This window comes from Aeribacillus sp. FSL K6-1121 (assembly GCF_038003725.1).
GTDB lineage: Bacteria > Bacillota > Bacilli > Bacillales > Aeribacillaceae > Aeribacillus > Aeribacillus composti.
This window is the reverse complement of sequence record NZ_JBBOPS010000001.1, coordinates 1,120,245-1,133,588: the sequence shown is the minus strand read 5'-3', so window position 1 is coordinate 1,133,588 and position 13,344 is coordinate 1,120,245. Positions and strand designations below refer to the sequence as shown.

General features: G+C 40.1%; 13 protein-coding genes. 5 read left to right on the top strand and 8 right to left on the bottom strand.

The genetic code is table 11. The features are described from left to right. Positions 1–47: 47 nt before the first annotated feature. From NSQ61_RS05685 to yneA, 3 genes are all read right to left on the bottom strand, one after another. Positions 48–278 carry a DUF896 domain-containing protein gene (locus tag NSQ61_RS05685; protein ID WP_340806263.1) on the bottom strand — a complete coding sequence of 77 codons (231 nt, stop codon included), beginning with the start codon at positions 276–278 and terminating at the stop codon, positions 48–50. 75 nt (positions 279–353) lie between these two features. Further along, complete coding sequence (locus tag NSQ61_RS05680; protein ID WP_094245871.1) at positions 354–1,004, bottom strand: YneB family resolvase-like protein; 651 nt, start codon at positions 1,002–1,004, stop codon at positions 354–356. Positions 1,005–1,022: 18 nt separating this feature from the next. Next, positions 1,023–1,337: a cell division suppressor protein YneA gene (yneA, locus tag NSQ61_RS05675; protein WP_063388298.1), complete on the bottom strand. Its 315-nt coding sequence runs from the start codon at positions 1,335–1,337 to the stop codon at positions 1,023–1,025. Positions 1,338–1,496: 159 nt separating this feature from the next. On the opposite strand from yneA, the gene lexA reads away from it, so the two are divergent. The 3 genes from lexA (at position 1,497) to NSQ61_RS05660 (ending at position 5,149) form a co-directional block, all read left to right on the top strand. Then, complete coding sequence (gene lexA / locus NSQ61_RS05670; RefSeq protein ID WP_063388299.1) at positions 1,497–2,120, top strand: transcriptional repressor LexA; 624 nt, start codon at positions 1,497–1,499, stop codon at positions 2,118–2,120. A gap of 329 nt (positions 2,121–2,449) precedes the next feature. Continuing rightward, on the top strand, positions 2,450–3,829 hold the full coding sequence (gdhA, locus tag NSQ61_RS05665) for an NADP-specific glutamate dehydrogenase (RefSeq protein ID WP_327862970.1): 1,380 nt from the start codon (positions 2,450–2,452) through the stop codon (positions 3,827–3,829). A 735-nt stretch (positions 3,830–4,564) separates the two neighbouring features. Further along, positions 4,565–5,149 (top strand): lysophospholipid acyltransferase family protein, encoded by a 585-nt coding sequence (locus tag NSQ61_RS05660; protein WP_066251223.1) that lies wholly within the window; start codon positions 4,565–4,567, stop codon positions 5,147–5,149. An 83-nt stretch (positions 5,150–5,232) separates the two neighbouring features. Here NSQ61_RS05660 and NSQ61_RS05655 read toward each other — a convergent pair whose 3' ends face one another. The 4 genes from NSQ61_RS05655 to NSQ61_RS05640 all read right to left on the bottom strand — a co-directional run bounded on the left by NSQ61_RS05655 (position 5,233) and on the right by NSQ61_RS05640 (position 9,600). After that, positions 5,233–5,814, bottom strand: a complete 582-nt coding sequence (locus NSQ61_RS05655) for an LOG family protein (RefSeq protein WP_066251226.1) — start codon at positions 5,812–5,814, stop codon at positions 5,233–5,235. 97 nt (positions 5,815–5,911) lie between these two features. Beyond that, the gene (locus tag NSQ61_RS05650) at positions 5,912–6,844 is read right to left on the bottom strand and encodes an aldo/keto reductase (protein ID WP_066251228.1); all 933 of its coding nucleotides are present in this window, start codon (positions 6,842–6,844) and stop codon (positions 5,912–5,914) included. A gap of 1,161 nt (positions 6,845–8,005) precedes the next feature. Beyond that, on the bottom strand, positions 8,006–8,617 hold the full coding sequence (locus NSQ61_RS05645) for an alpha/beta hydrolase (protein ID WP_339209818.1): 612 nt from the start codon (positions 8,615–8,617) through the stop codon (positions 8,006–8,008). Between the two features lie 41 nt (positions 8,618–8,658). Continuing rightward, complete coding sequence (locus NSQ61_RS05640) at positions 8,659–9,600, bottom strand: ring-cleaving dioxygenase (RefSeq protein WP_339196279.1); 942 nt, start codon at positions 9,598–9,600, stop codon at positions 8,659–8,661. 432 nt (positions 9,601–10,032) lie between these two features. On the opposite strand from NSQ61_RS05640, the gene NSQ61_RS05635 reads away from it, so the two are divergent. Then, on the top strand, positions 10,033–11,262 hold the full coding sequence (locus NSQ61_RS05635; protein ID WP_027725928.1) for an IS110 family transposase: 1,230 nt from the start codon (positions 10,033–10,035) through the stop codon (positions 11,260–11,262). A gap of 706 nt (positions 11,263–11,968) precedes the next feature. Here the strand turns inward: NSQ61_RS05635 and NSQ61_RS05630 are convergent. Further along, positions 11,969–12,112: a hypothetical protein gene (locus NSQ61_RS05630; RefSeq protein WP_161939811.1), complete on the bottom strand. Its 144-nt coding sequence runs from the start codon at positions 12,110–12,112 to the stop codon at positions 11,969–11,971. 95 nt (positions 12,113–12,207) lie between these two features. Here NSQ61_RS05630 and NSQ61_RS05625 point away from each other — a divergent pair, with 95 nt between their 5' ends. Next, entirely contained in the window at positions 12,208–13,185 is a 978-nt protein-coding gene (locus NSQ61_RS05625; protein ID WP_063387811.1) for a LacI family DNA-binding transcriptional regulator, read from the top strand. The last annotated feature ends 159 nt before the right edge of the window (positions 13,186–13,344 follow it).

Sequence of the window (13,344 nt, the reverse complement as noted above, 5' to 3'; positions counted from 1 at the left end):
AGTTTATAATCTTATCTTTATTGTTGCAATAAGGCAACACCCATCCGTTAATGCAGCCTTTTATTTTTAAATTTTTTCAATTTTTCCGGTGTAACATCATTACCTTTCGGATCAATCACTGTAACATTTTTTAAGGTGTTTTGAAAATCCCGACGAAACGCCTCTAAATATTCCTGCCTTAATTGCTGCTGCTCAAGCTTTTCCTCTTGCGTCAGTCCTTCTGACTTAGACTTTTTAGATAGTTCATTAATACGGTTAAGTTTTTCTTTTGAAATCATAAGCTGAACCCCTTGTATATTTTTGCCGCGCTCTTTTATCATACTAAATGCAACCACTAATGACAACAATTATTGCTATGATTCTCCTTTTTCTGACAAAAATTGTTGATATCTGCGATGGACAGTAGCTTTTGAAACGTCATAGCCGAATCCTCTTAACGTTGCCGCTATTTCTGAAAATGTCAGGCCGTTTTTCCGCAATCGGTCAATCTCCTCGATCGGAACTTCTTTTCGCTCTCTTTTATAGGAAGAATTTCTATTCTTTAAATTTTTTTCAGGCCTGTACCCATTTTGTATAGCTCTCAACATTCCCCGCTTTATTTTCAAATTATGAATTTTTCGTTGATATTCTTCGACAATTCCTATGATTTCAAGCACCATCGTGTCTGATTCAGACAGTTCCATCTCCCCGCGATGGGCAGCGGTGAAAATTTTCACACCTTGTTTCAAAATGGAATGGACAATGGCGATTTTGGCATTCCCTCTGCCAATTCTTGTTTCATCCTGTATTAATACCGCTTCAATATCTTTCTCCTCAATCAATTCCAGCAGTTGAAAAACCCCTTCACGATCAACATCATACCCGCTCGCTTTTTCTTCTATCACTTCAACAACTTCCATACCGTTTTCAGCTGCGAGCTTTAACAGCTCGTCCTTCTGTCTTTTCAAAGATGTTTCCTGCTCATCTTTTTCAGTGCTGACTCTTGCATAAACGACTGCTCTCATGTTAAATGCTCCTTGCGGTTATTCTTTGTTTGCCAAATATTCAGCATTGTAGTATTTATTTTTTTCAATCGGAATGACGATTGTTTCCCCCGGTTTTACAACAAGGCTTTGGAGATTGTTTCGCTCCTGAACCCATTTAACAAACTCTGAATGAGACATATTGTCATATTCTTTATATTCATCAGCGATTTTCCACAAACTGTCCCCTTCCTTCACTTGAACCTCCAAATAATGATCGAGCTCTTCCCTTTCTCCAGTATACGAAATCGCCAAAACTGCCGCCATGATGACAAGGAAAAAAGAAACGATGTAAGACCATGATAATTTATCCATATAGAACCGCCCCCTGAAACAGAATATTTGTTCGGTTTTTTGTTTTTAAGTATAAAAGGGAACACATGTTTCTGTCAAGCAAATATTCGAACTTACGTTTGCTTTTTTGGAAAAATCATGCTATAATCGACACAAATTGATATGACTGAGGTGCTTGACATGTCAACAAAATTATCTAAGAGACAACAAGATATTTTGAACTTCATTAAGGAGGAAGTAAAAAAGAAAGGATACCCTCCCTCTGTAAGAGAAATCGGCGAAGCGGTCGGTCTTGCCTCCAGTTCAACTGTTCACGGGCATTTAGCAAAGCTTGAGAGCAAAGGACTGATTAGAAGAGACCCCACAAAGCCGAGAGCCATTGAAATTTTGGACGATGATGGCAGCCACCTTCTAACAAACAATGTGATCAACGTGCCGGTCATAGGAAAAGTGACGGCTGGTATTCCGATCACTGCCGTTGAAAACATCGAAGAATATTTTCCGCTTCCGAATCATATTGCATCAGGTGATGATCAACTTTTCATGCTTGAAGTAGTCGGAGAAAGCATGATCGAAGCAGGCATTCTGGACGGAGATTTAGTTATTGTCAGACAGCAGCAAACAGCCAATAACGGCGACATCGTTGTCGCGCTCACAGACGACAATGAAGCGACCGTAAAAAGGTTTTTCAAAGAAAAAGACTTTATACGGCTTCAGCCGGAAAACCCAACAATGGAACCGATTATTTTAAAAAATGTGACAATACTCGGAAAAGTGATCGGGCTATACCGTTCCATACACTGAATATTCGATGTCTCAAAACAGGTGAGGCATCCTTTTTCTTTTTATAAAATTTTCAAAATTCCCTCTCTTAGCGATGTTAAATTTTTAAAAATGTTTTCTAATCAATATGTATGCAGACAAGCTAGATTCAATGAAACAAATTTCAGGCGCCTTCTCCGTGCCTGCATGCAAAGCTATTATGCAACAATTCTCAACAGTCATTGTTTTTTGATTTATTTTGTTGTAGAATTTTTTATTGTAGATTTCGCTTCCTTAGCCAGTGCCGGGATGATTTACTGAATTGTTTGAATTCTTCTAACTGCTTAAATTTTAGGTATAGGAGAGGTGCTATGAATCAATTACTTATGAAACAAAGTGAACTGGAAAATGCAAAGCAATATGTCAATGAAGTATTTCAATCCGTGCAAGAAAAAAATCCGAATGAGCCTGAGTTTCTTCAAGCTGTAAAAGAAATATTTGACTCGCTTGTGCCTGTATTTGCTCAACATCCTACATATATAAAGCACGGAATACTTGAAAGAATTGTTGAGCCGGAAAGATTGATCATTTTTCGCGTTCCATGGGTGGATGACGAAGGAAAAGTGCGTGTAAACCGCGGATTTAGAGTGCAATATAATAGTGCAATTGGGCCATATAAAGGAGGCTTGCGCTTTCACCCGACCGTCAACGCCAGCATTATTAAATTTTTAGGATTTGAACAAATCTTCAAAAATTCATTGACTGGGCAGCCGATCGGCGGAGGAAAAGGCGGATCTGATTTTGATCCGAAAGGTAAATCAGATGGGGAAATTATGAGATTTACACAAAGCTTTATGACAGAGCTTTACAAACATATTGGACCAGATATTGACGTTCCTGCCGGTGATATTGGAGTTGGCGCAAGAGAGATCGGATACTTGTTTGGCCAATATAAAAGAATACGCGGCGGATTTGAAGCTGGGGTGTTAACCGGAAAAGGCATTGGGTACGGCGGAAGCTTAGCGAGAACCGAAGCGACAGGTTATGGAACTGTTTATTTTGTTGAAGAAATGCTTAATGACCATGGATTAAGCTTCAAAGGAAGCACAGTTGTTGTCTCTGGTTCTGGGAACGTTGCCATATATGCGATTGAAAAAGCAACACAATTAGGTGCAAAAGTTGTCGCATGCAGCGACTCTGATGGCTACATTTTTGATAAAAATGGAATTAATCTTGAAACGGTTAGAAGGTTAAAAGAAGTTGAAAGAAAAAGAATTAAAGAATATGTAAATGAACATCCTCATGCAGAATATTATGAAGGCTGTTCCGGAATTTGGTCCATTCCATGCGATATTGCCCTCCCATGCGCTACTCAAAATGAAATCGATAAAAAAGCAGCTGAACTCCTTGTTTCCAACGGACTCAAAGCTGTTGGAGAAGGCGCCAACATGCCGTCTACATTAGAAGCGATCGACGTGTTTTTATCAAACAATATTCTTTTTGGACCTGCAAAAGCTGCTAACGCAGGCGGAGTTGCTGTTTCAGCATTAGAAATGGCTCAAAACAGCGCAAGATTGTCTTGGAGCTTTGAAGATGTCGACGCAAAATTACGTGATATCATGAAGAACATTTACCGAAATTGCGTCAACGCTGCAAATGAATACGGCTGCTCCGGAAATCTTGTCGTCGGCGCTAACATTGCAGGATTTAAAAAAGTCGCTGATGCAATGGTAGAACAAGGAGTCATTTAAAAGATAGAAAAATGGTCATTTCCATCATTTATTCTTTATAGTGAGTAAACATATATGATAATCGCTAAAGCTTTACCTAACCTGCTTTGGCGATTCATCATGCTCACTATAATACCCCATCTTAACTTGAGTGAATAGAAATTGACATCACACCGATCCAAATTCACTCTTCTTTATTTCCACGATTGGATCAAATTTTTCTCTATCAGTGTATCCCATTCAATGAGAGAATTGAAGTTTTATGTCAGATTATCTTACATATTTTTTTACGCTGATGCCTGGACTGATTGTCTCTTGCTTTTTAATTAAAAAAGACAGATTGCGCTGATGTTCGTTTTTCTGCTTCTTCTCTTCTTTACTCTCAATATTTTGTATCATTAAGTATAAAATTTATAGAAACAAAGTAACTGCTATTAAAATTGATTTTTCCAATTAAAACATTTTATTATTGATGTGGTTGCCCCTTTTATCCAGCGCCAACAACCTTCAGCACAAATACTTGTTCATCTAAAAAACACCGAATACGACCCGCCCTTCCTCCAAATGAAACGGCGGTATTTTCACTGACTGACTTTGGATAAGACGATTCGTTGACGATGTACTACCGACTTTACATGCATCACGTAAAAATGCTAAACTGAACGCAGACAAAATCGACATGCGCCCTAACCGAAAATACAGATCTTTTGCAACGCAAACATATTTCTGGAAGTCATTCGGGGGGGGGGGAACAAAATGATTTATCATTTAGCAGGAAAACTTGCAATATTGATCATTAAAATTTTTAGTTTGCTAGAAGTCAAAGGCAAGCAGCATATTCCGGCAGACCATCGTTTTATTGTTACATGCTCTCATCGCAGCTGGGTAGATGTAGTCTTGCTCGCCGCAGCACTTTTTCCAATTCATGTCCATTATATGGCCAAAAAAGAATTGTTTCAGAACACGCTCATAGGTTGGTTTTTGAAAAAGATGCATGCTTTTCCAGTTAATCGTGAAAATCCTGGACCGAGCGCACTAAAAATTCCTTTGAAACTGTTAAAAGAAAATAAAGTTGTTGGAATTTTCCCGAGCGGCACAAGAACAGACGAGGAAGTTCCTTTAAAAAGAGGCGCGGTTACAATTGCGATGAAAGCCGGCGTTCCCATATTGCCTGCAACCTATCATGGTCCAAAAAGTTTAAAAGATTTTTTTGCCGGGAAAAAAGCTGTCGTTGCATTTGGCGAACCAATCTATTTAGAGAAAAATGCAAATCAAATTGATGATGCGCTTCAACAGCTTGAACATAAGCTGAAAGCTCTTGAAAAAAGCATAAACGACTAAACATTGACGTTTCTGATCAGCTTGTCATTTTTAGACAAACTGATCAGAAAGCTAAAGGCGAAGTAAAGTTCTGATATTTTCATTTATCGATCTAGTTCGATCCACTTATTTGTCTTCAAAGGCGGTTTGTACGCACGAAGTTTATCTATTAATATAGAGGGATTGTCTGCAAAAATCATAAACTGTTTATGCGTTTCAGGCATGAAGCCTCCCTCTACCGCATTCTCAATCATCTGTTTTACCGGCGTGTAATAGTCATCGATATTTAACAACGCCACAGGCTTTTCATGAATCCCAAGCTGCCCCCAGCTAACCGCTTCAAATATTTCCTCAAAAGTACCATAGCCTCCGGGAAGAGCAATGAACGCATCTGAAAGCTCTCCCATTTTTGCTTTCCGCTCATGCATATCATTGACTTCATAAAGCTGAGTGAGATGCTTGTGGACAACCTCTCCTTGAAATAAATTCGTCGGCATAACGCCCAATACGGTGCCTCCTAACTCTAATACGGTGTTTGCAATCACTCCCATCAGACCAATGCTGGAGCCTCCATATACGAGCTCAAGCCTGTTTTTTACCAATTCTTCTCCCAGTTTGATAGCTGCTTCTTTATACTTAGGATTTGTTCCCGGATTCGATCCTGCAAAAACACAAACACGTCTCATATTACCACTCCTGCTTCTTCTCTAAACGTTCTGACGAATGAGAAAGTCCTATTAAAAGCTGTGAATGGGATATTTCCATCACAGCTTTTTTACAAAATTATTGAAAAATCTGACTGATTTTCTCTATTTCTTCCTTTGTTAACTGGACATCTAACGTTTTTAAATTGTCAAGTACCTGTTCCGGCTTCTTCGCACCAGGGATGATCGCATCGATGGAATCGACCGTTAAATACCATGCTAGCACAACGTGAGCAATTTCAGCATTTTTCGCTTCTGCGATTGGACGCAATTGCTCGACTTTTTCGAGATTACGCGCAAATGCTTCCCCTTGAAACAAAGGATTTTGTGCACGTGAATCATTGAACTTCGCATCTTTCGAATATTTTCCGCTTAATAGACCTGAGGCAAGTGGAAAATATGGTATAAACGATATTCCATTTTCCGCTGTGTAAGGAAGCAAATCTTTTTCTGCTTGTCGTTTAAATAAGTTATATTCGGACTGAATTACATCGACATACCCATCTTTGTTCGCTTCCTTTAATTGTTCGAGCGAGAAGTTCGATACACCGATCGCACGAATTTTCCCTTCATCCTTAAGCTTCTTCAATTCACCGACAGCTTCATCCTTCGGTGTCGTTTCGTCCGGAAAATGAATGTAATATAAATCTATGTAATCCGTTTTTAAGCGTTTCAGGCTGCCCTCGACCGACTCGCGAAGGAAATCGGGAGAGTTATCAAGAACAACTTTTCCGTCTACAAATTTGTGAGCACCTTTAGTAGCAATGACTACTTCATCACGACGGCCAAACTCCTTGACGACTTCACCGATAATTTCTTCCGAACGCTCAGGACCGTAATAAAATGCCGTATCCAAAAAATTTATTCCATGATCCAAAGCTGTACGAACGATTTCTTTCCCAGTTTCATCGTCAAGGTTTGGAAAAATGTTGTGCCCGCCAACAGCATTTGTTCCAAGTCCGATTGGGTTCACATATATATCGGTCTTGCCTAATCTAGTCTTTTTTGTCACAATATTTCAACTCCTTTCATTTACATTATAACAAATTCTATCAGAAAAATCAGTTTTTTAACTAATAAGCTATTAAATATTATTATGGCTTTATAAATGAAATTATGAAAGGATTCTTTTATTCATTTTCAAGCAGCAGTTGCTCGACTGTTTATTGTTTGTTCCATTATGTTCAAATTCTTGAGGTTGTCTAAAGCATCATAAAAATATCTTAAGCAACTGCAGCCTGCTGCAATAACAAAATAAAGAGGGGGCTGTCTAATAAGTCGATTTTCCGGCTTATAGACGCTCCTTTAATGTTTTGGAAACGCTGATATATCAATGCTTATGATGTTTCGTTTTCAGTGGATTTTGACTTTCTGGACAACCTCTTTATTTTATGGACTTATCGGACAGACAATTTTTTTCAATCTTGTTTATATCCTTCAGAAGTCTTATGAAGGATTTTTCTTTTGCTCTCTTTCTTCATTAGGTTCTTCAAAAGTTTTATGACGGACATTCAGCACATACAATCGCTTCTTGTTGGACTTCATTGCCTCTATAAAGAACATTTATAAATTTTATTTCATTATTTTTGTCCTTCACAGTTGTATTTCTCAAAATCTTTCATTTTAGCAACTCGTCGGACAGCCCCACTGTTTGCTTGAAAGCAATTCCGTCCTTTACTTTCAATCTTTTTATTTAGAAGGATATTCTTTTTTTCGGCAATTATATCAATTAATTAAAACAGAATAAAGCATTACTGAAAAATTGCAAATTAGTGTCTGTCAAAACATTTATTTTGCGAATACTTATCTTGATTTCATAAAATCCACCGAACGCTCACGATTTTTTATTGTAAATCTTGTGGAATTCGGCAGCTCTGTTAATATATTTGATGCACAAGGTTCAAAGTTGATAAACATTTTTTCAAATATAAGAACTCCCGCACTTTGACGAAACTTTTTGGCATTACGGATCATTTTTGATCCGCTTTGCGTGGAATTAAGCAGCTCTTTTGATATATGATGTACGAGCCTTGAGAATTACAAACATTTACAAATGAAAGAGCACGCCCAATTTCCTTCCGCATTTTGTTATAAACATTTTGGAATGACGGCCAATTGATTGCTGGCAACATTTTGATCCAATTTACTTGCTTTTATTGGTATCTTTCACAGCTTATTTTTGATAAAGCTGCCGGTACCAATTGGATGCTGCCTGAACTTCTGATAAAGTCAGCTCATGTCCTCCATTTTCCCAATGCAAGTGCACATTTGCGTTGTTATTTTCTAAAAATGTTTTAAGCTCTATTGATTCTTCAGGAGAGCAAATTTGATCACGCTTTCCAGCTGCAATAAAAACGTTTTTTCCTGATAGATCCGGCAGATCCATCCCTCTTCTCGGCACCATCGGATGATGCAAGATGGCTCCATTTAGCGCATCCCGAAAATGGAATAAAAGGCTGGCTGCTATATTTGCTCCGTTGGAATAACCGATTGCGATTACAGAATTTCGATCAAATCGATATGTTTGCGCTGCTTCATCTAAAAACGAGTTTAATTCCTTTGTACGGAAAACAAGATCTTCTTCATCAAAAACTCCTTCGGCAAGTCTTTTAAAAAAACGCGGCATTCCATTTTCCATTACATTTCCGCGCACAGCTAAAATCGATGCTTCTGGATCAATAATTTCTGCAATGGGAAGAAGATCAAACTCATTTCCGCCGGTTCCATGCAGCAATAGGAGTGTCGGTTTTGCCGGATTGCTTCCTTTTTGAAAAATATGTTTCATCGTTTTTTCTCCTTCTCAGCGTTTATTAAGCATTACTTTTCTTATTCGTCAAGGTTACGGACTTCCACTGGCATCAACTTATTTTCCAACCGTTCCCGATACTTTTCGTAACGCTCCGGAAGCTTTAATTCTTTTCCAAGTGCATCTAAAGATTCATCAATTGCAAAACCCGGAGGATCTGTTGCAATTTCGAACAAAATTTCACCATGCTCTCTGAAATAAATAGAATGAAAATACTTTCGATTCTGAACTGGCGTTACCCTGTATCCATTTGATTCTAAAGATGTTTTCCATTCTAATTGATCGTTGTCGTCTTTTGCCCGAAGCGCGATATGATGGACTGTTCCAACCCCCATGATGCCGCGTCCGGAAGAAGTAAATTTTACATCAACGACATTGCCGATTTCACTTGGAGACTGAAAACGAATAAAATCTCCTTCCCTTCCAATTCGTTGAAGTCCAAAAATATTCTCCAACAACTCTGACGTTTTTTCAGGAAATGATGAATATAATACGGCGCCGCCAAATCCTTTAATGGCAACATCAGAGGTGACATGGCCAAATTCCCATTGATTTAATTCTCCTTCTTTTCGTTCCACTAGCTCAATGTTCAAACCGTGCGGGTCTTGAAATACAAGCAGTGACTCACCAAACCGTTCTGTCATTGTAAACGGAATTCTAAATTTATCTAGTCTTTCTTGCCAAAAGCTCATGGAACCTTCTGGTATCACATAAGAAGTTACACCCACCTGACCCTTGCCGATTTTTCCTTGATACGCATCAGGCCAAGGAAAGAAAGTAATCAGTGTCCCTGGCTTTCCTTCTTTATCCCCGAAATAAAAATGGTACGTGCCGGGATCATCGAAATTCACAGTTTTTTTAACTAACCTCAGCCCTAAAACTCCAGCATAAAAATCAATATTTTCCTGCGGATGGCCGACAATAGCAGTAATATGATGAATTCCAGCTGTTTTCTTTTTCATCTTTGATTCTCCTCGTATACTAAGTTTCAGAAAGTTTTTTTATCGAATTTCCAGTCCGATACGCTCCTTGACAATCGCATATCTTGGGTGGTTACCTTTGTGGGAGGGGCGCGCCCCTCCCACAAAGGGTTCAGCGTACCGGGGTTGGACTTTTCGCAATGTTCCTGGATAATGGTCTTAGGATCATCGGGGATACTCTTCTCACTCCTGTAGCTTCGACTACTTGTAAAGTCTGTCTCCCCGGCTCCTGTTTGGACGTCTAACCCGCAGGCTGTTCCCGTTGGTTTTCCCCATGCTGGAAGGAGCAGCTTCCAGGGCAGCCCATGGTCCAACGTGAGTTCTCATATGCGAGGGTGACTGGTCAACAGGCGCGATCCGGGGGCATCCCGAAGAGTCCTACCCCTCGATCCTACAACAATAGGAGGTGATCTCATGAAACTCTACGTCGGGATCGACGTGAGCTCACGCGACTTAGCCACCTGCATTATGGATCATGAAGGAAATACGTGCGCACGCTTCAAAGTGGATAATCATCTTCTGGGCGCCACCTTCCTTCGGGATCAAATCCTCCTGTGGGCTAACAAGCGAAAGCCAACCGAAATTCTGATCGGGATGGAAGCCACCTCGGTCTACAGTTGGCATCCAGCTATGTTTTTCCACCAGCAGGAGGCCTTGCAGGCTTGGAACGTCAAGGTGTTTACGATCAATCCAAAGCTCATTCGCAAGTTTAAAGAAGCCTATGTCGACTTGGAGAAAACGGATGACATCGATGCTTGGATCATTGCGGATCGGCTTCGCTTCGGCCGTCTGAAGATGACGGCTGTCCTCAAGGAGCAGTTTCTCGCGCTTCAGCGACTGACACGCATGCGATATCATCTCGTCCACCAGTTAACCCGTGAGAAACAGTATTTTCTCCAGCACTTGTTTTACAAATGCAGTTCCTTTACCCAAGAGGTGGACAGTTCGATCTTCGGACATGCCATTCTCGAACTGCTGCTTGAGTCGTGGAGCCTCGATGACATCTGCCAAATGGATGTCAAGCAGTTGGCCGACTTCCTGCGCCAAAAAGGGCGCAATCGCTTTGCCGATCCGGAATGCATCGCCAAGTCGATTCAAAAGGCGGCCCGTTCGTCGTATCGGTTGTCCAAGTGTGTCGAGGATTCCATCGACTTGCTGTTAGGGCTGTCGATTCAATCAATCCGCAGCCTGCAATCGCAGCTCAAAGAGCTCGATAAAGCCATTACCCGCCATCTTGAAGGCATTCCGAACACACTGCAAACCATCCCAGGCATCGGACCGGTTTATACCGCAGGCATCCTGGCCGAAATCGGGCAAATCGAGCGGTTTCACAACCAGGCCGCCTTGGCAAAATATGCCGGCTTGACATGGTCCAAGCACCAATCGGGCCGTTTTCAAGCCGAGGACACCTCCCTCATTCGTTCCGGCAATCGCTATCTCCGTTACTACCTAGTGGAGGCTGCCAACTCGGTGCAACGGCATGATGCGACGTTTCGTGCGTACTACCGGAAGAAGTATGAGGAAGTGCCCAAACACCAACATAAACGAGCCCTCGTCCTCACCGCTAGAAAACTCGTGCGTGTGATCGATGCGCTGCTACGCAACGGTCAAATCTACACGCCAAGAAAGGGGGAAGATCGATAAGAGGATCGATCTGGTATACCAATATCAACCTTTAGACCCAGTTTATTACATGTACTAATACTGGGTTTCTTCAGTATTGCCTTTTTTCGGATCATCGGACAAGGGAATTTCCAATTTCTATGATTTTTCACCTTGACATATTACCGCAGGACTTTATTATTTTCTTTACGCGATTCATTTTTGTAAATCAATTATTTTAACGGGTCGTTATTTCGAATTAAAATATCTCGAATTAAATTATTTTTAATTCGAAATAATTTTATCAAATCTTTCATTTATTGTCAAAAAGCTGATCTGTTGAATTTTTCATCTCTTTTCGTTCCGTATTCACTAAAATACCATCCTTACCAAAATGAAAGCAATCGCAAGAGCAGCGTTTGAATGCGAAGAGAAACCTCCCTCTCCTCTTACGCGCAAAATCGTTACAGAAATTGTTGTTCTGGCCGCAGCAAGGGCTATCGGCCGTTCCATAAATTTTTTTTGTGATGGCTCGGCAAACACAGTCGAATTTAAGATTGGTGATGAACACGCAACATCCTGAAAGTAGCCGGCATCCGCCAGCTGCTTTCAGATAAACCGAAAACATGCAAAAGCAAATTGCTTTTTGCAGACTGATCGGAATGACCGTTGCAATTTAATATTAGTAAATCCGTATGGCTTTAGCAAATGTAGACAAATGAAGTTGAATACCGTAACCGGACAGGTATCATTTCTGATCTTCTTTTTTATCATCTAATTCAAAGAACTCAGCAAAATCCATCAGCGAAGCATCTTTGTCTTTTAACGCCAATTTTGCTAAGATGATTTCGAGAAGACATAAGCCAATTAAAATAAGTAATCCTTTCATCATATTCCTCCCCCCCTCAAACTCATCTCTTTGTCAACATCAACATAATGTATGAAACGCGTTTCAGGTCAAGGATTTTTAAAAGAAAGGGATATTTCATGGCAACGATTCGTGATATTGCAAAGCTTGCAGGTGTTTCTGTTACAACGGTTTCGAGAGTTTTAAATAATCATCCATATGTCAGTGACGAAAAAAAAGAAGCGGTTTTAAAAGTGATAGAAGAAATCAACTATAAACGGAACATTCATGCAGTCCACTTGTCTAGAGGCTTTTCAAATTTGATCGGCGTCGTCCTGCCTAAAATCGATCATCCTTATTTTAGCAGCATTGTGGAAGGGATTTCGGAGGAAGCGATCAAGCATCATTTGCAGCTTGTTCTCTTTCAAACGAATTATGAACCAGCAAAAGAGCTTGAAGCATTGGAATTGTTGCGGGGAACCTTATTGGATGGTGTCATTTTTTGTTCAAGAGCCATTTCCTTTGATGTATTGAAAGAATATAAAAATGCTGGACCGATCGTTCTTTGCGAAGATTCAGACCAAAGCCATTTCCCTTCTTTGAGCATTCCGCATGAACAGGCATTTCAGTTTGGTTTGGACTATTTAATTTCGAAAGGTCATACGAAAATTGCATTTACTTTAGGACGAATGGAAGGGCCAAACAGTAAAAAAAGAAGAAAAGCCTATAAAACAAAAATGAAGGAATTAGGCGAACCGATTCGAAGCGAGTGGATCTTCGACAAATGCCTATCGATCACTGACGGCAAACAGCTTATGGAAAAGCTTCAGCATTTAGAGAAAAAACCGACTGCCTTTTTTGTTACAAACGATCAAGTGGCAGCAGGTATCTTATTAAGTGCCGAACAATATAAAATAAAGATTCCTCAAGACATTGCCATCTTAAGCTTTGATAATCAGCCTATTGCCGACATCATGGGAATCACTACTATTGAAATCCCAATAAGAAAAATGGGGAAGCTTGCGGTGCAATCGATTATTCATTGTAAAGAAAAACGGGAGCAAACAAATAAGAAGATGACTCTCCCCTTTCGGTTAATTGAGCGGAAAACTGTGTAACCCATGAAGAAGGATGCCCCCTCTTTAGAGTTCAAATCATTCCTGCCAAACGATCATCTGCAAAAACCGAAGCAGCTTGGCAGGATTTTTCATTTGATTTTGTAATCATTTTGACGATTTGCATGCGTCTTTTTCCATATTCCGTTTTCTTTTGACGTT

Bases quoted from the DNA above. Each gene is read 5' to 3' on its own strand.
- lexA (WP_063388299.1), top strand. From the start codon at position 1,497: ATGTCAACAAAATTATCTAAGAGACAACAAGATATTTTGAACTTCATT.
- gdhA (WP_327862970.1), top strand. From the start codon at position 2,450: ATGAATCAATTACTTATGAAACAAAGTGAACTGGAAAATGCAAAGCAA.
- NSQ61_RS05630 (WP_161939811.1), bottom strand. From the start codon at position 12,112: ATGATGAAAGGATTACTTATTTTAATTGGCTTATGTCTTCTCGAAATC.
- yneA (WP_063388298.1), bottom strand. From the start codon at position 1,337: ATGGATAAATTATCATGGTCTTACATCGTTTCTTTTTTCCTTGTCATC.
- NSQ61_RS05680 (WP_094245871.1), bottom strand. From the start codon at position 1,004: ATGAGAGCAGTCGTTTATGCAAGAGTCAGCACTGAAAAAGATGAGCAG.
- NSQ61_RS05625 (WP_063387811.1), top strand. From the start codon at position 12,208: ATGGCAACGATTCGTGATATTGCAAAGCTTGCAGGTGTTTCTGTTACA.
- NSQ61_RS05640 (WP_339196279.1), bottom strand. From the start codon at position 9,600: ATGAAAAAGAAAACAGCTGGAATTCATCATATTACTGCTATTGTCGGC.
- NSQ61_RS05655 (WP_066251226.1), bottom strand. From the start codon at position 5,814: ATGAGACGTGTTTGTGTTTTTGCAGGATCGAATCCGGGAACAAATCCT.
- NSQ61_RS05645 (WP_339209818.1), bottom strand. From the start codon at position 8,617: ATGAAACATATTTTTCAAAAAGGAAGCAATCCGGCAAAACCGACACTC.
- NSQ61_RS05685 (WP_340806263.1), bottom strand. From the start codon at position 278: ATGATTTCAAAAGAAAAACTTAACCGTATTAATGAACTATCTAAAAAG.
- NSQ61_RS05660 (WP_066251223.1), top strand. From the start codon at position 4,565: ATGATTTATCATTTAGCAGGAAAACTTGCAATATTGATCATTAAAATT.
- NSQ61_RS05635 (WP_027725928.1), top strand. From the start codon at position 10,033: ATGAAACTCTACGTCGGGATCGACGTGAGCTCACGCGACTTAGCCACC.